Source organism: Pseudomonas sp. MB-090624 (assembly GCF_003205245.1).
GTDB lineage: Bacteria > Pseudomonadota > Gammaproteobacteria > Pseudomonadales > Pseudomonadaceae > Aquipseudomonas > Aquipseudomonas juntendi.
In genome coordinates this window covers 1-20,814 of the sequence record NZ_QJRK01000008.1, presented here as the reverse complement: position 1 = coordinate 20,814, position 20,814 = coordinate 1, and the positions used below count along the sequence as shown (strand labels likewise).

The 20,814-nt window shown below is 58.1% G+C and carries 23 protein-coding genes; 22 read left to right on the top strand and 1 reads right to left on the bottom strand.

Annotated features, from left to right (window positions below; translation table 11 throughout):
- Positions 1-97: 97 nt before the first annotated feature.
- The 7 genes from DMX12_RS06000 (at position 98) to DMX12_RS05965 (ending at position 4,329) form a co-directional block, all read left to right on the top strand.
- Positions 98-370: a hypothetical protein gene (locus DMX12_RS06000; RefSeq protein ID WP_009684357.1), complete on the top strand. Its 273-nt coding sequence runs from the start codon at positions 98-100 to the stop codon at positions 368-370.
- Entirely contained in the window at positions 370-1,293 is a 924-nt protein-coding gene (locus tag DMX12_RS05995; protein ID WP_023118095.1) for a hypothetical protein, read from the top strand. The genes DMX12_RS06000 and DMX12_RS05995 overlap by 1 nt, the downstream gene beginning before the upstream one ends.
- Before the next feature lie 54 nt (positions 1,294-1,347).
- Positions 1,348-1,875: a hypothetical protein gene (locus tag DMX12_RS05990; protein WP_009684360.1), complete on the top strand. Its 528-nt coding sequence runs from the start codon at positions 1,348-1,350 to the stop codon at positions 1,873-1,875.
- A gap of 656 nt (positions 1,876-2,531) precedes the next feature.
- Complete coding sequence (locus DMX12_RS28935; RefSeq protein WP_131201116.1) at positions 2,532-2,726, top strand: hypothetical protein; 195 nt, start codon at positions 2,532-2,534, stop codon at positions 2,724-2,726.
- Positions 2,727-2,767: 41 nt separating this feature from the next.
- A complete protein-coding gene (locus tag DMX12_RS05975) occupies positions 2,768-3,073 on the top strand; it encodes a hypothetical protein (RefSeq protein WP_009684363.1) in 306 nt (101 codons plus the stop codon).
- Between the two features lie 19 nt (positions 3,074-3,092).
- The gene (locus DMX12_RS05970; RefSeq protein WP_009684364.1) at positions 3,093-3,854 is read left to right on the top strand and encodes a hypothetical protein; all 762 of its coding nucleotides are present in this window, start codon (positions 3,093-3,095) and stop codon (positions 3,852-3,854) included.
- A gap of 112 nt (positions 3,855-3,966) precedes the next feature.
- On the top strand, positions 3,967-4,329 hold the full coding sequence (locus tag DMX12_RS05965; protein WP_009684365.1) for a histone-like nucleoid-structuring protein, MvaT/MvaU family: 363 nt from the start codon (positions 3,967-3,969) through the stop codon (positions 4,327-4,329).
- A 58-nt stretch (positions 4,330-4,387) separates the two neighbouring features.
- Here DMX12_RS05965 and DMX12_RS05960 read toward each other — a convergent pair whose 3' ends face one another.
- Positions 4,388-5,359, bottom strand: a complete 972-nt coding sequence (locus DMX12_RS05960) for a site-specific integrase (RefSeq protein ID WP_009684366.1) — start codon at positions 5,357-5,359, stop codon at positions 4,388-4,390.
- A 526-nt stretch (positions 5,360-5,885) separates the two neighbouring features.
- Here DMX12_RS05960 and DMX12_RS05955 point away from each other — a divergent pair.
- The 15 genes from DMX12_RS05955 to pilV are packed head-to-tail and all read left to right on the top strand — an operon-like array spanning position 5,886 to position 20,252.
- Positions 5,886-6,374 (top strand): DotD/TraH family lipoprotein, encoded by a 489-nt coding sequence (locus DMX12_RS05955; RefSeq protein ID WP_009684367.1) that lies wholly within the window; start codon positions 5,886-5,888, stop codon positions 6,372-6,374.
- Positions 6,361-7,170: a type IV secretory system conjugative DNA transfer family protein gene (locus DMX12_RS05950; RefSeq protein ID WP_023118096.1), complete on the top strand. Its 810-nt coding sequence runs from the start codon at positions 6,361-6,363 to the stop codon at positions 7,168-7,170. Before DMX12_RS05955 ends, DMX12_RS05950 begins: the two co-directional genes overlap by 14 nt.
- Entirely contained in the window at positions 7,167-8,372 is a 1,206-nt protein-coding gene (locus tag DMX12_RS05945; protein WP_110676709.1) for a type IV pilus twitching motility protein PilT, read from the top strand. Before DMX12_RS05950 ends, DMX12_RS05945 begins: the two co-directional genes overlap by 4 nt.
- The gene (icmT, locus tag DMX12_RS05940) at positions 8,365-8,634 is read left to right on the top strand and encodes an IcmT/TraK family protein (protein WP_009684370.1); all 270 of its coding nucleotides are present in this window, start codon (positions 8,365-8,367) and stop codon (positions 8,632-8,634) included. Before DMX12_RS05945 ends, icmT begins: the two co-directional genes overlap by 8 nt.
- Before the next feature lie 10 nt (positions 8,635-8,644).
- Entirely contained in the window at positions 8,645-9,778 is a 1,134-nt protein-coding gene (gene parM / locus DMX12_RS05935) for a ParM/StbA family protein (protein ID WP_009684371.1), read from the top strand.
- A 3-nt stretch (positions 9,779-9,781) separates the two neighbouring features.
- Entirely contained in the window at positions 9,782-10,228 is a 447-nt protein-coding gene (locus DMX12_RS05930; RefSeq protein ID WP_009684372.1) for a hypothetical protein, read from the top strand.
- A 27-nt stretch (positions 10,229-10,255) separates the two neighbouring features.
- Complete coding sequence (locus DMX12_RS05925) at positions 10,256-11,098, top strand: toxin co-regulated pilus biosynthesis Q family protein (protein WP_052960512.1); 843 nt, start codon at positions 10,256-10,258, stop codon at positions 11,096-11,098.
- A gap of 2 nt (positions 11,099-11,100) precedes the next feature.
- Positions 11,101-12,792 carry a PilN family type IVB pilus formation outer membrane protein gene (locus DMX12_RS05920; RefSeq protein WP_015026533.1) on the top strand — a complete coding sequence of 564 codons (1,692 nt, stop codon included), beginning with the start codon at positions 11,101-11,103 and terminating at the stop codon, positions 12,790-12,792.
- A 2-nt stretch (positions 12,793-12,794) separates the two neighbouring features.
- On the top strand, positions 12,795-14,138 hold the full coding sequence (gene pilO2, locus DMX12_RS05915) for a type 4b pilus protein PilO2 (protein ID WP_023118098.1): 1,344 nt from the start codon (positions 12,795-12,797) through the stop codon (positions 14,136-14,138).
- Positions 14,125-14,646, top strand: coding sequence for a type IV pilus biogenesis protein PilP (gene pilP, locus DMX12_RS05910; RefSeq protein ID WP_009684378.1), 522 nt, complete (start codon positions 14,125-14,127; stop codon positions 14,644-14,646). Before pilO2 ends, pilP begins: the two co-directional genes overlap by 14 nt.
- Positions 14,647-14,665: 19 nt before the next feature.
- On the top strand, positions 14,666-16,228 hold the full coding sequence (locus DMX12_RS05905; protein ID WP_009684379.1) for a GspE/PulE family protein: 1,563 nt from the start codon (positions 14,666-14,668) through the stop codon (positions 16,226-16,228).
- Position 16,229: 1 nt separating this feature from the next.
- Positions 16,230-17,312 (top strand): type II secretion system F family protein, encoded by a 1,083-nt coding sequence (locus DMX12_RS05900; protein ID WP_009684380.1) that lies wholly within the window; start codon positions 16,230-16,232, stop codon positions 17,310-17,312.
- 32 nt (positions 17,313-17,344) lie between these two features.
- Positions 17,345-17,911: a type 4 pilus major pilin gene (locus DMX12_RS05895; protein ID WP_023118099.1), complete on the top strand. Its 567-nt coding sequence runs from the start codon at positions 17,345-17,347 to the stop codon at positions 17,909-17,911.
- A gap of 26 nt (positions 17,912-17,937) precedes the next feature.
- Positions 17,938-18,915: an ATPase, T2SS/T4P/T4SS family gene (locus tag DMX12_RS05890; protein ID WP_009684382.1), complete on the top strand. Its 978-nt coding sequence runs from the start codon at positions 17,938-17,940 to the stop codon at positions 18,913-18,915.
- The gene (gene pilV / locus DMX12_RS05885) at positions 18,912-20,252 is read left to right on the top strand and encodes a shufflon system plasmid conjugative transfer pilus tip adhesin PilV (RefSeq protein WP_256598402.1); all 1,341 of its coding nucleotides are present in this window, start codon (positions 18,912-18,914) and stop codon (positions 20,250-20,252) included. The genes DMX12_RS05890 and pilV overlap by 4 nt, the downstream gene beginning before the upstream one ends.
- Positions 20,253-20,814: the final 562 nt, after the last annotated feature.

Genomic DNA, 20,814 nt, shown 5'->3' with positions numbered 1-20,814 from the left:
GGCAGGGTAGGGAATAGGTCACAATTGACTTTTGTTTGTTGATCTTTTCGATTTGCTGTGTAGTATAGGTGCACAAGTGCACCGTGGAGAGAATGGCATGACTGCCGAGGAAACCAACGGGGCGTTGCTCCGAAGGCTGATTGAAAAGGCCGGGATGACTCAGCTGGAAGCGTTGGAGCTGGTGAATGTTGGACAGGCCAAGCCGATCGCGGTGAGCACCTGGAAGGCGTACCTGGCGAGTCGGGAAAGCAAACGGTGGCGTGATTGCCCCGAAACGATCCTGGCGCACGCGAAGAGCAGATTGAGCTCTGATAGTCGCGATTCGATAGCAACAAACCAGACAACGGATACGCAGGGTAGGGGACAGTGATGGCAAAACAAGTTGAGATGCCGCTCGATAGCTTCGAACGCGACCTGGTTCAGGGCAGCACGAAGAAGGCTATGTCGGGATCGAAAAGCCGTGATCTCTGGCAGGTGGATCCCCGCGAACTGAAGTTCATGTCGGGCTTTAATGCGCGCACTCCGCGCCCTGGTCTGGAAGCGCATATCCGGGCACTGGCGGACTCGATGAAGTCCGAAGGCTACTACATGGACAAACCCATCGCGGTGTACATCGCTCGCGAAGGTGATCAGGAGGTCAAGTACGTCTCCGATGGCCACTGCCGGACCAAGGCCGTGCTTCTGGCTATTCAAGAAGGCGCCGAGATCGAAACGATTCCTGCGGTACCGGAAGAGCGCGGCGTCTCCCTGGAGGACCTGACCGTAAAGCTGTACCGCAGCAACACCGGTTTGCCCCTGACGCCTTACGAAACGGGCCTGGTTTGCAAACGCCTGATTCGCTACGGCCTAGAGCTCGAAGTCGTCGCCGATCGGATGGGCCTCGGTACTGCCTATGTCGATGGCCTGCTGATGCTCGTAGGGGGACCGAAATCTATTCGTGATGCCGTTATCGACGACCGGATCTCGGCCACTGAAGCGGTCAAGCTGCTGAAGACGCATGGCGACAAGGCCGTCGAGGTTCTTGAGCAGATGCTTGCTGCAGCACAGGCCCAGGGCCGGAACAAAGCGACTGCGAAGCACGCGCCTGGCGCAGCAATCAAGCGAGTGGTGAAGAAGCACTCTGACTCGCTCTACCAGGCTGCTAAGACCGTTCGCCAGGATCCTGGCTATACCTCCCTGGCTGTCGAGACTCGGCTGCTGCTCGATGAGCTGCTGCGTACCCTCGACAGGGCTGAAAAAGATCTGGCGACTGAGGACTCCGACGCGCCTGAAGAGGAACGACAGCAAGCTTAGGTGCTCGCTGTTTTCACCGTGAAAACTGAAAAACCAACCCAAGGATAACAAGCGATGAAGCGCTTCCTGATTGTTGCTGTAATGTTTCCCATGCTGGCCACTTCGGCTCTGGCGGAATCCGGGTCGAACATCTTTCTGAGCGGTAAGGTGTTCAAAGGGGACGAGGTTGTCGCTTCGTTTGCCGCACCGACTCTTCTGGGGAATACCCTTCCCGTTAAAGACCAGGTCCTCCACAGCTATATCGAAAAAGCTGTAAGCGACGGCAAAAAAACGACGCTGATTCCGGGCAAGCTTGTTACGGGCCTCGATATGTCGATGACTCCGACAGCTGTTGTTGGTGAAAACGTGATCGTCGCCGTAAAAGGCTCGCTGGCTGTGCTGGAGGGGTTCGACAAGGCGCCCCTGGCTGGTACTAATCTGGCGATTGATTTGCCGAAGATGAGCCGAAACGAGTTCAGTCAGTCGTTCGAAATCAAAAAGGGACAGCCCCTGGAGTTCGGTTTCGGAGGGTGCACTCTGGTCGACGGTAATCCGACCAATTGCAGCCATAAGCTGATTCTTGATGCTTCTGCAAACAACTGATTCTGCTAGTGGCCTGGCTTTGCCAGGCCACTGTTTGAGATCGCGAGGAAAATACTCAGATGGCAAACAAAAGAAAAACCCCAGCGCAACTGCAGTCCCAGTGCGACGCTTGGAACAAACTGCACGGGCTCGGCACGCTAATCGCCTACGAGGACATCCGCGGTGAAGGGGAGACGCATCGGGGCAAGTCCACCACCGAGGCGCAAGTGCTTGGTGGCCACTCGGCAGTCATTTGGCTGGAAGGGAAGAGTGGTTGCGTTAGCCTCGATCATTGCATGGCTCTGGCGTCGTAAGAGACACACATGATGAAGAACATAGTTTTCTCACTCGCTCTGCTTGGGGCTCTGACGGAGACTGGCCCGGCCTTTGCCGAAAGTAAGTCACTACCCGATTGTGCGGTGACATCTGCCAAGTCTCATGGGGTGGAACTTGCGCTGTTCAGAGCCCTCATGATCCACGAGCTGGGGGAGACGCCTCTTGCAGCGCCTTGCTCGTTCTACGAGGCTGCTGCAGCCAATCTTGCGACTTCCCTGAACAGTCAGCATGGCGATCGCTGGGGTGCGGTGAGTTTGTTCATCCATGGGCGTGTTCTACTGGACGACCCGGTCGTAGAGCGAGTGCGCACAATTTACGAGTCCAAATAGGAAAGCAAGACCATGACTGAAAAACCGCAGGCGATCCCCGATTCGACAACCGAGCAAGAGCAATGCCTGGGCGTTTTCAACGCAGGGCATGGTGTTGTGACCACGCCATCGAGCTACGATCCAGCCCTGTATGAACGTTTTAAGCGCATTTACTCAGAAGGTGAACCGGTGATTATTACCGGAAATATGAAAGTCTTCCGACCATAAGAAAATAGCCGTTCCAACTGAACCGAGTAGGTGAACCAAGCATGGAATTGAAGTTTCGAACCATCACTGGCGCCATCATCGGCGCCGACCCGCAGGCAGAAGCGCCTACCCCCGTGGGCCTAGCTGATCCAGCCTCTGAGCGTGGAGTAGGCCAGGTCGAGCCCGCGCACCTTCTCCGTAAACAAATCGAGCGCGTCATTCGTGAGTACAGCGCTGATCCAGCGCAAGCCGCTCTGGCCGTCTGCGTTATCCTCGACGAGAATCTGGGCCTGGCTGAAGACGGCTGCTTCGACGATGACGAAACCGTGTTGAACGCAATTTTGGCCAATGAACAGGCCGACGACTGAGCTGTTCAGGGGAGTTCCTATGGCAACCAGCAAACGCAACGGCCTGACACAGGCGTCAGGCATCACGGCTGATCTAGTCTTGGAGCTTGGAACCTACTACAGCGCCCAGGACATGCGAAAGGTTCAGACCGGCCTTACTGCCGCTGCCCGCGAAGTCCGTGCTCTGACTCAGTACGGCTCGCTACTTGGGCGCCTGGGCGAGAAACTTTCCCCCGAGCAACGGGAGCTTTTGACCAACGCTGCAGCGCTTCTGGATTCGGTCAAATACAACGTGCAGCACGCAAAGGAGCGCAAGGCTCGCGACGAGAAGGCTATAGCCAAAAAGCGCGAGCTGTGGGAGCGACAGGCCGAGCAACTGGTCAAGACGAACTTTGCCATGCCAGCGGATACCGTGAACGAGCAGTTGCAGATCCTTGAGCTTTACCTGGTTGCCCGGGTTGTTCTGGGGCACGCGGTCTACCTGCAGGACCACTCCCGGCTGCGTAAGGTGATGCAGGAGGAACCGCCGCGTTCTTCACATTACACCGTTGCGCAATGGCGTCGAAATGAGGTTTCGAGCCTCGTCGCGGATTTGCGATCTGCCTTCCGTGACTATTTAAGCTGGGATCTGGAGCGGACGCCCGCCCAGCGTCTGGACGAGTTGCAGGCGAGCCTGGCTACGTATCGCGCCGAGACTCTTACACAGCCTCAAGCCGTAGAAACTATCCGCATCTGGGCCGACGCGCTTAAAGGCGCAGCCTTTATTGCGAGCGTGATGCCCACGTCCAGACCCCCAAAATAGCAAAAATGCTCTCTGCGCGGCCGTATAAGGAGATCGCACGGAAAGTGCACCTGTTTTGAATTCGAACACAAATTCTTTTACTATCAGACCTCCAGAATAAGCGAGCCATGCTATGTCTCTGATTAACGAGTACCGTATTACCGAGCAGGCCATCAAAGATCTCCAGGCTCGTTTAGCTAGCTTGCAGCAGAATGGGCAGATGAAAGCAGAGCTCGAATTCGATACCAAACTGCGTGCTTTGATGTCTGAATACAATAAATCTCTCCGTGATGTCATCAATTTACTTGATCCGCAAGCACAAAACCGCAGTTCGAAGACTCAACCGAATTCTGGGCGCCGTGAGCGGCAGTTAAAACGCTATCTCAACCCAAACACGAACGAGGTTGTTGAAACGAAGGGTGGTAATCACAAGATTCTGAAAGAGTGGAAAACTCAATTCGGCGCCGACGTAGTGGAATCCTGGCTGCAGTCGTAGTTGTCATAGCGATACAAACAAAAAAGGGAGCATAAAGATCCCTTTTTTTTGCCGATCATTATTCGCCGCCTAAAGCAACTTTGGACCTCGGTTTGAACGTCTTCGACTTCAATCGCACTTTTTGGACATCAGAGGCTAACGGCTTCACCTTTCCGGCGGCATCACCTGAAACCTTTCTCGCGTAATGCTCTCCTGCGGTCTCGTCACTTCCATGCCCCATCAGCGCGGCCACCTCGGCCTTGCTGTTGCCGGCCAGCTTTGCGTTCGCCGAGAACTGATGCCGCATTGAGTACAGCGTCGGATACTTCATTCGCTTCCCAAAGCAATGCCTGGTGGCGTACTTCATGTAGTCGCCCATCCTCTCCTGCAGGGTGTCGAACGGGAGCTCGCCGGCGTAGCCTTCCAGCATCGCAATCATCTCGTGGATGTCCTCCAGCTCGTCAGCTGTCAGATCCCCCAGATCCAGGGAGCGGAACGTTCCATTGCCGCGGCCGTTCGTGGCCTTCGCGTTCTCGACATTAAGTACGGGGCGGCCGTGGATCTCAGTCACGCCGGCTGACTTCCATTCTCCCGGCCGCAGACCGACCAAGTAGGTCGCTTTCAACCAGGTCTTCAATGGGCGCGCATAGCGGTGTTTGCCCTGGTGCATCTCCAGGTACGAAAGCAAACGTTGGTAGTCGGCTCGCTTAAAGCCCTTCTGCTTCTTGGAGGATGTCTGAGTCCCTTTTCGAAGGGTGCCCTCTGATGAGGTCGTATCCAGCATCTGGAGAGCGGCCTGGAGCTCTTCCTGGACGACTTTCTCCTCAGTCGCCGCCATACGCTCAGTGAACAGATGCCGAAGGGCGTTCTTGTACTGCTTCCAGGTGTTACGGGCGATCGAGGGCTTACGGGTGATGAGGTGCTCGATCACCGTGAGTGGCGGTACCGAATGGGGGGAGTCGATGCCGTATGCCTGGGCAGCTTGGGAGCAGACAGAGAGAGCCTTGATGACGTACTGCTCATTCGTTTCCGGAAGTCTACTCGGAATCATAAGTTTTATTTGGCTACCCCCGTTACTCGGAACCGTAAACGTCTCCAAGTAACGTATCAGATGCAGACTATTGTCGCCAGAAATCTTCGTTCGATACCCGTGTTGACCTATTCGGAAACGGACGTTGCTGAGTTCGTCATCGATCCATCGGCGAGCGCATCACCCGCTGCGAGTGATCTGCCAGCTGTGACCTAAAAAGAGTCGGCGTGTCTGGGTATTTGTCGGCGGAGTAGGGCGGTGCTGCTGCCGAGTGTCACATGTGACCTAAAGGGGGTATTGGCTCCCGAAAGCCCTGTATCTGCGGCATCTCGCACTGGCTATAGGGATGGTCACAGGTGACCTATTTGGCGGGCAGAAGGGATTTTAGGTCACCTAAGACCTATATGGGTGTGGGTTGGTGTTGAGTGGTGGGTCACTTCTGACTATCATTGTCTTATCGTTCGACTTTCGTTGATGTATAGTCGTGCGCTAAAGCGTTGTTTTCCTGTAAGGAGCGCTTTATCCATCAACCAACCGAGCAGATACGATGAAGAACCGAGTGATTGCTGGCTCTCTGCTTGTCGCTACGTTGTTGTCCGGGTGCGCTGGGACTGGCCGTGGTGGCGACAAGAGCTACAGCGACGACCCCGCTTACCAGAAGCTCCAGGAAACAGCGAAGAACATCCAGCAGTCGCTCACGCAGCTTGCTGAAGCTGAGCAGTACGAGAAGATGAAGAACCGGCCTTCGCAGCCGCGGATCTATGCTCAGATCCGCGGCATGGAGCAGGTCGTGACCATGCCCTGGCACGGCTCTCTCGAACAGGCGGTGAGCAAGCTCGCATCGTTCTCCGGCTACGAAGTGAAGTTCATGGGTAAACCGCCGGCTGTTCCGATCCTTGTGCAGATCGGCGAGTCCCCCGCGAGCATTTCTGACCATCTGCGTAACGTCGGCATCCAGGCCGGTGTGCGTGCGGACATCGTAGTGAATCCTTCGCTTCGTGTTGTGGAAGTGAGGTACACCGATGGCGCCGTTTAAGTGTGGTCTTTTGGCTGCTTGCCTGTTGGCCGCGTCTGGCGCATTCGCCGGACAGGATGCTCCGCCGCCGGACTTGTCGGGCGTCCTCACTGGAAGCACCAATGCAGCTCATGAATCGAGTATTGAAAGCGACATTCCGGCTATCCGTCTCAGCTCGTTGAAAGAAGCGGCTTTGGGATATGGCGTTCGAAGCGGTTTGGCTCGTCGATCCTATGAGATTGGCAAAATGCTGAGTGCCAACGAGTCGCTTCTCGACGGCATTTTTAATTTTGCCGCGCTAGTTCTTGAGCGAAATGTAATGCCCCCGGTTCTGTCCTACGGTCAAGTAAGTTTGAACTTGCCTGACACCGAAACTATCCGCGTCGCTGACGCTACTTACCGCATTGAGAGCCAAGCAAGATTTGTTACTGCGCCGACTAACTGGCGCGATTACTTGCTGCACGACTTCCAATATCAAGTAGAAGTCCCGGCCACGAGCCTGTTGCCGAAAAATGACGCCGAAAAGAAAGTATGGGAGAAATATGTCTCCCAAGGCTGGGATATCGGTTTCAAACAAGCTGATGAAATATTCGGTCAGTCGTTGGCTCGCTTGGAACGAGATTACAAAGGTATGGTTCTTTATAAGAGCCTTCTTGCCAAGGGCATGATTAGCAAGCCCTATGTTGCCGAGTCGAAGATGGGCGTTACCGGAAATGGGAACGAAATCAATATCAATGATCGAGTTCTTCGTATTACGGCGAAGCCGCAGCTGCAAACCAATCCGGCGATCTGGAAGCCGGTGGCGGTGCCGAGATGAGCTCCGTGACCGTTGCTCGTGATCGGCTGACCGGCTATCTCATGAAAGGGGAGGCGGCTCGCTTCAACGATGCCGATTTCGACCAGGTGCTCATCCATGCAATGGACATGGAAGCGTCTGATGTCTACTTCAAGACTTCCCGCCCGGTGGTTGCCCGGGTGCATGGGCGACTGGTTCGCCTCACTACCAGGCCGCTGCAGCATGCTGAGGTGGTTCGTCTGGTGGTGCTGATGTACGGGGCTAACGCCGAGGTTGAACTTCGCAAGGGTACGCCGTTGGACCAGGCCTTCTCAGTGAAGGTCAACCGCGAGAAAGACTACCGTTTCCGCTGGTGTGCCACCGGCGTTCGCATTGATGGTGCTTTCGGCATCTCCGTGATCATGCGGGAGCTGAAAGAAGTTCCGCCTGCAGCGCGAGAGGAGGAGTACCACGCGGATCTCTGGCGGGCTCTGTTCCCACTGCAGGGTTTTGTCTTCATCACGGGGGAAACCGGCGCCGGCAAGACGACGACGCTCGCCTCGTGGATTCGCAAGATCGCCGAGGATCCCGAGTCCGACACGCACATTGTCTCGTTTGAGGCGCCGATCGAGTACCGCTTGGACTCCCTGGCAACCACGTCCTGTGAGATCGACCAGTCTGACGTGCCGGCCGACGTCGCTTCGTTCGCTCTGGGAGTCGTTAACGCACTGCGTCGCGATCCAGACGTAATCCTGGTAGGTGAGTCGCGGGACGCCGAAACCATCAAGGCGGCGGTGCTCGCAGCGCAAACGGGTCACCTCGTCCTCAGCACTCTTCATAGCAACAGCGTACAGACCACTTTCCTGCGGTTGATCCAGGCCTGCCCGGTCGAGGAGCTCTACTCGATCATGGGGGCTGTGATCGGGAACATCGAAATCATCGTCTGCCAGCGCTTGGTGCGCTCCACAGATGGTCGTCGTTGCGCTGTGCGGGAACACCTGGTGTTCAACAGCTACATCCGCAACGAGCTGCTCAAAACGGCCGCAACCAACATCTCGCTTCTGCCGTATCGCGCCGGCCAGCTGCTGGCCCAGTTCGGCCAGTCGATGTTGCAGGACGCGGAACGTCTGCACGCGGAAGGACGCATCGATCAAACGCAGGTGGATCTGTTCCGGGCGGAGGGCGAGGCGGCCGAGGCGACCTCGCAGGCGCCGTTCGGTGTGCTGGAGGTGGCTCATGCCTAGAAAAAACGAATGGCGTAATACCGCCCTCACGGTGCGGTTCTTCATTTTCGATGCACGGGCGGCGTTCCCGTTTGCTTTGGCTCTTATGCACATTCGGCCGTGGACGATGGGCGCAGCGCTCGCAGTGTTTGTGCTTTTCGGGGTGCTGGAGTGGCTTGGAATTTCAATGGTGGTGGCTTTACGCGCCCTGCGCAGTTGGATCGCCGGGCCGGTTCGGTACGGCGTTGCGTGGTGGCACAAGCCGCAAAGAAAAATCAAATAAGGGGAGCATGATGGCTTCGAAAAACAATTCTCCGGCCGCGGTCGGAGCTGATGATGTAGTACTCGCGGTAGTAGATGACGGCTTCCGCCAGATGAAAGGGCTGGCGAGCGACGCGCTGATCGCGCATCCATCTCTGGCCCGGGCAGGCTTCACCTTGTCCCTGATCGGCGGTGGCGACGGGGATGCAGGCTTGGGCGGCTACCAGACCAGCGGGCGCGAGTACACCGTGGATCCGCAAATCGACGGCGAAGACACTCGCTTCGATGATTTCTCGACCAGCGAAATCAACCGCGTCCTAGTGCACCACACGCTCCATTCGCTCGGGCTTTCTGGAAAACGAGTGGTATTGGCCACCGGCCTGCCGTTTCAGTCGTTCTTTGTTGCCGGCAGCAGCGAGCCCAACCAATCCCTCATCGATCGCAAGATGGCGAACCTCTCCGAACCCGTCGAACCGCTGGGCGGGTTGCAGCCCATCCAGATCATCCAGCAGCGGGTGACGGCACAAGGCCTGGTGGCCTACATCGACTACGTCGTCGACGACAACGGCAATTTCAAGTCCGATGTTGAGATGGACGCTCCCGTTGCCGTTATCGACATCGGTGGGCGCACTACTGACTGTGTCACCGTCTATGGCGGCGGCAAGCTTGATCACGTGGGGTCCGGTACCGGTGTGGTGGGCATCAGCAATGTCTACGACATCATCGAGAACGAGCTCAAACGTAAGTTCGGTGCCAGCAAGATCCGCCTCTCCACGCTGGAGCACGTTGCCCGGCACCGCAACATCCGCCTCAGAGGTCTGCAGCACGATGTCGGCGACATCGTCGACGCTGCGGTAGCCGAGATCTCGCAACAGATCATCCGCGAATCTAAGCGCCGGATTGGCGATGCCGCCGAGATGCAGGCGGTGATCCTGGTGGGCGGCGGTGCTGCTCTCATGTCCAACTGCTTGAAAGAAGCCTTCCCGCACCTGCTCGTACCGACGCGCCCGGAGTTTTCCAACGCTCGCGGAATGCTCAAGTACCTGAAGATGGAAATCGATGTCGATGCGCTTCTCCAGGAGCTAGCCGGGAAGTCCCCTGCAGAGCAGCAGCGGGTGATCCAGGCCCTGGAGGCAATCGCGGACTCCTCGGGGCAGGAGGCCTGATTCATGGCCAGGACGACCAGCAAGAGTTGGGAGCGTTACGGGCGGAGATTTCTTCTCCGCCTCTCCTTCAAGCGTCCTGCCGAGCTGGCTGTTATGGATGAGTTCGATCGCCGATCAGCCGAGCTCGGTAAACCTGACAAGGAGTACCTAAAGCTGTGCCTCTCCGTGGGAAATCAAATCCTTTCGGCAAAGGCTTTAGGCTCTGTTAGTGTTGCGTTATCAAACAACGAAAGTAATAATACGCAAAAAGACGAAGTGCGATTTTCAAGCAATGAAAGTCGCGTGGAAACCACTGTTGTGGAGCAGCAGCAAGCCCAGGAGCCGGAGCCACCGAGCGTGCCCCGGAACGCTGCTCAGCAGGAGCGGGAGGCGACACCTCCACCTGCTGCCGAGCAGGGCAGGGCACCGTCCGCCAAGGGTCTCCTTGGTGGGCTCATGAGGCACGGCTAGACACAAGACATAGGGGCTTCAAGGCGGATGAAAAAATTAGTTTTGATTGCAGCGGCGATGGCGATATTGCCCGTTGCTGCTCATGCGGGTTTCTTCGTCACGGAGGAGCCTCCGGTGCGACCGGCGCCGTCTCCTGCTGTGCCGGCGGCGATGAGCCGTCCTGCATCCGCTGCGGTAGCCACTGCAGCGCCGCCGACGGCCGTAATTCAGCCAGGCGCGACTACCGGCCTGTCGGTTGCATCGGTGCCGGCTGCAAACGTCGGCGGCTTTACCCTTCTGGCTGTCACCTTCGTTGGGCAGCCCTCCGGGGAGGTAGAGATTCGCCGCGGCTTCGGTCGCCAAGTGCGGATCACCGAAGCGCTGAAGCAGATTGCGCCGGTGGGTTGGCATGGGTACCTGAAAGCGGAAATGGTTGGCCGTGTCGACAAAGGCAAATTGGTCGACTGGCGTGGTGGCCGGCGCTGGGTGGAGGTCCTCGACATTCTGGCAACCGAGCAGGGTCTCTCTGCAGAGGTCGACTGGAACAAGCGCGAGATCTTCATCGGCGAGAAACGCCCGGTGTACGCGCCGGCAACTGCTGTAGCAGCGGCCAAGGTGCCGCCCCCGCCTCCGCCGAAACCTCAGTGGGTGGCCAAGCCGGGCAGCACGCTTAAAACCTCCGTCCAGGAGTGGGGCAAAAAGGCTGGTTGGGACGTGGTGTGGAACGCCGACTACGACTACCCCATCAAGGCCTCGCTCACTTTCGAAGGGTCTTTCCTAGACGCCATTACCACGCTGTTCCGGAGCTACGAGAAGGCTGAAAAGCCGTTCTGGGTCGACGTGTACCAGAAGCAAACTCCGCCCGTCCTGGCCATCTCAGCGAGAAACTGAACATGAATTTGAAGCCTTTGATCGCGAGCTTCCTGCTCGTCGCCGCAAGCGGCTGCACGATCAGCAATGTCAACGACACCATGCGCCGTGCCGAGGATGCGAGCGAGTCGGCCGAAGGCCTCGCCGCCAGTATGCGGTCGCGCCAGGATACGCCGGCAAGGCCAACCGTTCGCTACTCCGACACTCCGTGGGTATCGACTCGCCCAATCAACCTGAAGATCGACGGGATCCCGGACGCGCTTAACTGCGACATCACCTACTCGCCGACGGCCGACGTCGACATTTTTCAGGTCGGTCAGGAGATCACAAAATGGTGTGGCATACCGGTTCGTGTCACTCCGGATGTGACCCTGACAGGCAGTAGCGCTTCTAGCTTCTCGCTGCCTCCGCTGGGCGAGCAACAGGGCTCCGCCGCCAATCCTGGCGGCGCCATGGGGCTTCCGCCGCTGCCGGCACTGCCCCAGGGGGGCTCGGCATTGGGGGCATCGTCCGGTGGCCGCAATTTGTCTATCAGCGGATTAAAGTGGAAGGGCGGCCCGGCCAAGGGGCTGCTCGATATGGCTACCGTGCGTCTGGGACTCTCCTGGAAGTATAGCGCTGCGGAAAACCTGGTCACTATCTTCTACGTCGACACCAAGACGTTCCGCCTGTATGCAATCCCTTCGGTCACCGACATGACTTCTGTCGTGTCTTCAGGAACCACTTCTGCTGCTGGGGTAAGCAACTCCGGTACCAGCAACTCAGGCAGTGGCGGTGGGATATCGGGCAACTCCGGCAGTTCGCAGTCCACCGGCGTCACTATCAACACTGATATCACCAAGGATATCGGAAACAGTGTTCAGTCGATGCTCACTCCGGGCGTGGGCCGAATGTCGATGTCTAGCTCCACCGGCACGATGACGGTAACGGACACGCCTGAAGTGCTTGCCCGTGTCGGCGACTTCCTGAACGGCGAAAACAGCAACATCACCAAGCAGGTCCTTCTCAACGTCAAAGTCCTGAGCGTGACCTTGACCGACAAGGATGACCTCGGCATCGACTGGAATCTGGTCTACACGGCCGTAAACGGCAAGTGGGGCATCGGCTGGAAGAACGTCACCCAGGCGGATGCTGCAGCAGTACAAGGCTCGGTCAGCATCCTCGACACAAGCAGCCAATGGGCTGGATCGAATTTGCTGGTTAAGGCGTTGGCCCAGCAAGGTCGTGTATCGACTATTACCAGCCCATCCGTCACCACGCTGAACCTGCAGCCAGTGCCTGTCCAGGTCGCTCGCCAGACGAGCTACCTGGCCAGCATTCAGACCACCAATACGGCTGACGTAGGTTCGACCACTTCGCTGACTCCTGGGACCGTCACGTCCGGCTTCAACATGAACCTGCTTCCCTACGTGATGCCGGGTAAAGAGCTACTGCTGCGCTACTCGATCAACCTCAGTGCGCTGAAGCAAATCCGCCAGGTCTCCAGCGGCGACAACACCATCGAGATTCCCGAGGTCGACAACCGAATTTTCTCGCAGATGGTCAAGCTGCGGTCCGGTGAGACGTTGGTTCTTTCGGGCTTCGAGCAGTCCGTGGACAACGGCAGCAAGGCAGGCGTTGGTAGCGCGAGCAACTGGCTGATGGGCGGTAGCCTCAAGCGTGACAACAGCAAGGACGTCATCGTCGTCCTGATCACTCCGATCGTGGAAGGTTGAGCATGGGCCCGATGGAGGATGAGGTCATCTCGACGCCGGTCACCGTGACAACGGTGAACGGACAGAGCTTCGTCAGCGGCCTTTTCTGGCAGCCACTGAGCAAGCCGCGGGCCTACATGCAAGAGGCCCGGGAGATCGGAAAGCGCGAGAAGATGGACATCGTGGCGATTCGTCACGGGAGCATCATCCAGGCGGGTTTCGTCTCGAAGAACGCTGGTGTGACCAAGGGCATGTACAGCCTGGCCGCTGCGCTAGCAGGAGCCTTGGGTGAGTCCTGGCTTGGCGTGTTTGCCCTTGGTGCCGAGCGCTACGCGCTGGTCGGCGTGAAAGATGGTGCGATCCTTCCGGGTTGCGACATCGTGGGTGATCAAGTCGAGATTCAGGAAAAACTGCAGATCTTCCAGGCGTTCTTTACCGACGAGAACGACAAATTCTTTTCTCCACCCGAGTTTGGGTTTTCCAACAACGAGCTCTACCTCGACAAGGTGCTGGTAGCATCCAGCCTCAAGAAAGAGTACCGGCTCAAGCAGCTGACCTTCGGCCTGACCTCGAAGGAGTGGGGCGTTGTCGGCGTACTGGGCGTCCTTGCCCTGGTCGGCGCTGTTGTGTTCTTCCAGTGGAAGGCCGCGGAAGAAAAGCGGATCCGTGAGGAACGGATCCGCATTGCAGAAGAGCAACGCCTTGAGCTGGAGCGCCTGAACGAAAAAGCCCAGCAGGAACAGTCGCTGCAGGCTCTCGAACACCCGTGGGCGAAGATGGCCGAGGTTGATGGCTTTTGGCGCGTCTGCTTTGCCCAGGTCACCAAGCTCCCTCTGGCTTTCGACGGCTGGGTGTTCCAGTCCGCCCGTTGTTCTTTCGACAAGGTCGACGTCACCTACTCGCGCACGGGGAACGCCACGGTAGGCGATTTCATCATCGGCGCTGCCCCACGTTTTCCTGCCGCCGAGCCCGCCTTCTTCGAAGAGGGTCAGGCGGCAGCTGTACATGTGCCTCTCGACATGGGGGTAGGCGGCGATGAGGACCTGGAGCAGATGAATCCGCTGCTGAACAGGTTCTCCTCTCATTTCCAACGTCTCGGCTTGAAGCCCGTCATCAACGAGAAGGCCACAGAAGAGCAGCGGCAGGTGATGCCCGGCGAGGATCCGAACGATCCAAACGCGCCGAAGAAGCCCGAGCCGTTCTGGCGCACGTTCACCTTCAGCTATGAGTCGCCGCGGGCGCCGAACGAAACGCTGTCTGGGCTTGCTGGTCCTGGGCTTCGACTGACCGAGATTTCGGTAAACCTCAACTTCGAATCGGCCCAACTGACCTGGAAGGTCGATGGAGAGATCTATGCCCAAAAATAAGATGCCTGCTGCGATCGTAATCGCAATGTTGGTCGTATCGTCCAGTGCGCTCGCTGCCGACGCAACCGTGGGCGACCTGACTCAACTGCAGGGGCAGGTGCTGCTCAAGAAAGCGCAAGTCGACCTGGCCAGGCAGGAAGATGAGCTGCGCAAGCTCAATGGCGGCAGCGCCGGCGGGGTCCCGATGGGGTTGTCGTCGGGCGGCCTCGCTGACGCAGGTACTCCATCGGTTCGATCTGTAGCGGGTGTCAACGGCAAGCTTTACGCGACGTTTGTTTATTCCTCGGGGATCACGGCCGATGCTGCAGCCGGGGAAACTATTCCCGGCGGATTCAAGGTCGTACACGTCACCGTGGACAAGGTGGAGCTGCAGAAAGGAGGTCGACGGTTCCAGGTGGGCTTCGCCTCGCACGCACCGTCGGCAGGTGTCGCTAACGGCATGAATCCTGGGATGGGGCAGCCTGGATACGGCGTACCTCAGCCGATGCTTCCTGGCTTGAATCCGTAAAGGGGCACGGAGAGAGCATATGGGCGTTCCTGCGCTGGCTACTATCGAAACACCTCGTGAGGTGCTTACCGCTCCCGGCGGGAAGTACTCTATCGATGAGAAGCTGCGGGATCTACTGTGCCTGACCGATGACCTGGTGCTCCATGTCTCGGCTTCGCACCTCGGCGATCCGTATGTGCTCGGCTTCATGGAGCGTCTGGGGCGTAGCAAGGTCCGCTATACCCTGCAGAAGCACCCGTTGCCGGAGATTCGCGAACTCTATGCCAACGCAGCGGCCGTGCGGCCGGCGATCGCTGTCGCCAAGCCGGTCGGTCTGATCGAAGAAACCACGCCTCGGCAAGTGCAGGTGCAACGTCTCGTCAAGGACGCGATGACCTGCGGCGCGAGCGATATCCATTTGACCATCGACAAGACACGGCATACCGCGCTCGTTGAGTACCGGGTAAATGGGGATCTGGTCGTCAAGGACCAGATCCGGGCGGAAGATGGTCAAGCTATCGCTTCGACCATCTACCAGTCGATGTGTGACGTAGCGGATCCAACCTACAACGACCTCCAACCGCAAGATGCCCGTCTGAAGCAGTCCTTCGTGAAGGCCTGGGGCCTGTATGGCGCCCGCATCGCGACCAGGCCGACCGACAAAGGGACGTTGATGGTCATGCGGTTACTGCGGAGCTCGGCCGGCGGGTCGCTGGAAGAGCTCGGCTATCTGCTGGAACAGATCCAGCTGATCACGCGCATGATCCAACGCCGCAAAGGGATCATCATTTTTTCTGGCCCGACCGGCTCAGGTAAGTCGACCACCCTACAGCGCGTGTTGAGCGACCTGCTGGAGCTGTTTGAGTACAAGATCCGCTTGCTGACGATCGAGAACCCACCGGAATACGAGATCGGCAAGGGTAGGGCGATTCAAACCCCAATTCTATGCGACTCGGACGATGCTGAAGCGGTATCCCAGGAGTGGGCGCGCTCGATCTCCAACACGCTTCGTCTCGATCCCGATGTCCTGATGGTGGGTGAGATCCGCGATCTCGCGACCGCAAAGGCGGCTTTCACTGCCGCGATGACAGGGCACCAGCTGTGGACGACGCTCCACGCGAACGATCTCGTCGCTATCGTTGAGCGCCTGAAAGACCTCGGCATTGAGATAAGTCTCCTGACGGATCCCATGTTGATGACCGGGCTCATCAACCAAGAGCTGGTTAAAACGCTCTGCAACAGCTGCAAGCTGCCGTTCGTACAAGCCAAGGCCCAACTGCCATCTGACCTCATTGAGCGTGTGGAGCGCTTCTGCACGCCCAGCACCGTTTACGTGTGTGGCCCAGGTTGTTCTGACTGCAACGGCACGGGTGTGCGCGGTCGGACGGTGGTCTCGGAGGTCATGATGCCGAACAAGGGGTTCATGAAGGCATTCCGAGAGAAGGGCAAGGCCGACGCCAGGGCTTACTGGGTCGACCACATGGGCGGCATCACCAAGAACGCGCACCTCATTCGCCTGATGAACATGGGGTGTGTGGATCCGCTGCACGGAGAGCGCGACATCTGCACGCTCGACGAAGACGAAATCACCCTGAGGGATTGAAATGCAGTTGCACGATTTGATGGCCAGGCTGGATCTCGCGGTGATCCGACTGCAGTTCTACGGCTCTATAAGGATGGAGCTCTACGAGGCGCTGTCGTTGCTCCTGGAAAACCGAGTGCTCCTCGATGTTGCATTGAAGGACATGTACAAGATCTATAGTGAGAACGGGAAGAAACCGAAGCGAGCGCTCGCTGCGGTGACCTACGACTGCTACCGTGAGGTGGCCGACGGCAAGCCGCTATCCAAGGCCTTGGCAAAGTGGGTTCCCTATCAGGAATACACGCTGATCGCCGCTGGCGAGCGTTCTGGCGATCTGAAGACCTCATTCGACAACTGCGGAAAGATCATCACGGCCAAGCAGGACATCGTGGGAGCCATCCTGCTGGCTACGGTGTATCCGTCGTTCCTGATGGCCATGGTCTGCGTGATGCTGGTGATGGTGTCCACCAAGTTGGTTCCCAAATTGGCCAGGACCTCTAATCCAGAGACCTGGTCCGGCGCCGCGGCCTTCCTCTACGAGATGTCCCAATACGTCGTCCATTACGGGGCGATCACCCTGGCCGGCATTCTGATCTTCCTGTTCCTGGTCTTCGCCTCGCTTCCATATCTGCGAGGTGGACTGCGCGTCCACCTCGACAAGCTTCCGCCTTGGTCGGTGTATCGAATGCTCCACGGCTCGACGTTCCTCCTCAACGTCGGCGTGATGATCCAAGCAAACGTTTCCCTGCAGGACTCCCTCCGGATGATGGCCGCGGAAGCGAGCCCGTGGTTGCGCGAACGCCTTAATGCCGCCTTCTACGGTCTGGGTATCGGGGGGAACCTGGGGGTCGCGTTGAGCAAGGCCGGATACGACTTCCCAGATAAGAAGGCAGTCCAGTTCCTCATGATCCTGTCGGGCAAGGATGGTTTCGAAGATGCGTTGAGCAACTTCGGTGATCGATGGCTGAAGAAGAGCATCAAGCAGATCCAGTCGGCCGCAAAAATGGCAATCGCCGGCGGGATCATCACGGTCGGTGTGATTCTGATGACGGTTATTTCGGGGGTGTCGGGCATCCAGGACGCAATTCAGGCGGTAGCGAAGTGAACAACAGCAAAATCCCAACCACAGAGGTAGCTATGGAAAAAGCAGCAGAAGTAAAGCCAGTTCAGCCTGGCATCAATCGCAAGGCCCATGCGAAGAAGCAGGCGGGTTTCGGGGCTATCGAGATGATCGTGGTGCTCATCATCGTGATCGGCCTGCTGGCCCTGGCGGCGAGTCGCTGGGACACCCTGTTCGGTAGCAACGAGGCCGCCGAAGAGATCTCCAACGTCAACATGCTCATGGCTGGCACCAAGAACCTGAAAACCTCTTCCGGCTACGGCGCTTCCGGTACGAACCTGGTGCCGGCGCTGATCAAGGCCGGTGCTGTGCCGAAGAACATGACCGTTACCTCCGGCGCGCTTTACAACACCTGGGGTGGTGCTGTGACCGTGGTATCCACCGGTACCGGTTTCACGGTCGCGTCTGCCGCTGTTCCCGAAGGCGTTTGCCTGACCTTGGCCACCAAGCTGGCCCGGGGTGGGGTGTACTCCACCAGGATCAACTCCGGTACCGCGATCATTGGTGAGGTCACCCAGGCTGCTGCGACCGCCGGTTGCAGCAGTGCCACCAGCAACTCCCTCACCTGGGCGAGCAACACCTAATCTGCCGGTGGCAGTAAGGGAGGGGTATGAGCGGCCCAGAAAACCATTCGCCTAAAGAGTTCGGCTGGATCGATCTCTACATTGGTGAGGGCTACAGCGACATGAAACAGGTGGCCGGGGCGCATGCGCCCCGGATCCCTGTGCCAGACAGCATGCAGGAGCTTATTCATGCACTTCGCCAGAAGTGCATGGAGGGCTACGCCACGCATGGTGAGTCCGAGTTTGCGGTGATCCACGAGGGTACGATGCTGCGGGTCACCCAGATGACCGACGTGACCAACAGCAACGTCTTTTTCATTCGGCGACCGGAGGCGGAGATCCGCCGCTTCGCGACTCTGGGCCTGCCTCCGCACGCGGTAAAGCTCCTGCTCGATAAGGGGACGCGGGGGCTGATCCTTTTCGCTGGTGAGATGGGGGTCGGCAAGACGACCTCTGCAGCATCTCTCGTGGTGGAGCGCCTGATGATTCATGGCGGCGTCGCTATCGCGATTGAGGATCCGCCGGAAACGCCTCTGAACGGGCTGCATGGTCCTGGCCGTTGTATCCAAGTGCCGGCGTCGCGAAAGGCTGGTGGATACCGCGAGCACCTCATCAAAACGATGCGAGCCAGTGCGGACCTGATCCTCATTGGTGAGATTAGGGACACGGCCGCCGGCGTCGAGGCAGTCACCGCGAGTACCAATGGTCGCTTGGTCATCGCGACCATACACGGTCGTGACATTCCTGATGCTCTGTCGAGGATCTCGACCTGGTGCGCGGAGCTGCCGAACAACAACGACCTGCTTGCCGACGGTCTGAGTGCAGTCATCTGGCAGACCATCAAACGGCAGCCTGGTCAGCCTGGTCGACTGATGGTCAAGACGCTCTCCATTGGCGCAGGCGATACCGGGATCCGGGCCAAGATCCGGAAGGGCGAGTTTGGCCAGTTGCACCAAGACATCGAACAACAGCTCCGGCAGGCCTCGTGGAGCACCGAAAACCTATTTGGAGGGACGAGAACATGAAGGCGAGAGGCAGGGTATTGCGGGGTGCGAAGAAGCAGCAGGGCTTTGCCGCGATCGAAATGATCGTGGTGCTGATTCTGGTGATCTCCGCCCTCGGGATCGGTGCCCAGGCGATGTTCGATCACGCGGACAACATGGCCGCGCAGACCACTGCCGATCACCAGAAAATCATTTCCGACGCGGCTGCAGCCTATATCAAGGACAACTACGCCGCGGTCGTTGCGGCTGCAGGGCCGACTACGCCGGCGACGATTACCACGACGATGTTGAAGAACACCGGGTACCTGGAGACGAGCGTCGCCGACCTGAACAGCTTCGGCCAGGCCTACAGGGTACTGGCGATCGAGCCGACGCCGAATAAGCTGCAGACGCTGGTTGTCACCACCGGCGGTGAAACCATTTCCGAGACCAGCATTCGTCGGATTGCCAAGCAGGTGGGCGCTCGCGGCGGCTATGTCTCGAACGTCGACACAGCCCGGGTGGAGGGCTCGTTTGGAGGGTGGGGCGTGCCGCTGGCGTCCTACGGCGTTTCCCCGGGGGCAGGGCACTTGGCGACCGCTCTGTTTTTCGACGACGGCGCCCTTACCAACGACTACCTGTATCGAAACTCGGTAGCGGGTCACCCCGAAGTGAACCGGATGAACACCTCGATCGACATGGGAGGCAACAACCTCAACAACACCGGCACGGTGAACGCTACTACAGCAAACATCACCGGGAACGCTGCCGTCGCCGGCAACGCAACCGTCGGCGGCACGATCAAGGGGCAGACGGCTGACATTACCGGGGAGACCTATACCGGTGGGTGGTTCCGTACTCGCGGGGATAGTGGTTGGTACAACGAGAAATGGGTCGGCGGTTGGTATATGAGCGATCCGACCTGGGTGCGCTCGTATGCAAACAAGAACGTCTACACCGCCGGCGAGATGCGCGGGGGCAAGTTGACCTCGGAAGGGAGGACCGAAGTAGGGGAGTACCTCCAGCTCAACGGAGTGGCAACTGAGGGTGCCGGATGCTCTCCGAATGGCCTTGTAGGCCGCAACGCTGCTGGCCTCACACTATCTTGCCAATCCGGGGTGTGGACATCCAATGGCGGCTTAGGGACACCAAGCGAGTATTCAACTTCTTATTACCGCCCTAAAAGTGTAGGGGGTTGGGGCGGAACACTTAATATCGGAGCCCACAAGATCTGCACCATAACTTCAAACCATGGTACAAACGTAGCAAGCACCTATCCAGGCTTCGGCTGCAAGGTCTACGACTCGTCTGGAAACTGGATTCTCCAGGCTTATGCCCAAGATCAGGGCACCGGGTATTGCACAGCAACTTGCTATTAACAGGCTTGCCAACCATCACGAAGTCCATGTGCACCAGATTCGAATAAACCCTCCCATAAAAAAGCCCCGGTAAGGGGCTTTCTTATGGGCAGCGTAAACAGTGAACTAAAAGCATGTTAGGGCTGCAGCATCTTGGGGGACGACATACTCCTGTACCTGGCCGGCTATGAATCCGTAACTCATGCACGCTCGATTGCCGCAGGATAACGACCACTGGAAAGAGCCAGTCTCCTTTCCGGGCTCACTTCCACAGGTCGCGTATCCGTTAGCTCCTGGTTGATTGTTTACATAAGAAATTCTAGTCAGGACATACGATGGTTTATACATCCTGAACCACACCCCGGATTGGCAAGCTTATTCGAAGCGGGCGCAGATACATTGGGCAGGCCCGCCTTCGCCGTAGCAAAGGTTAGGTTCGACTGCGTATGTGTCGTAGCTGCTCGACTGTTTTCCGGAACATCCGGTGCGTATTTCGTTTGCGGCGCATCTACAAGGATTGCCAACCCGTATCACTGTGGCAGCGCTAGTTATACCGCTCCCTTTCCACGCTCCGGATTGGCAA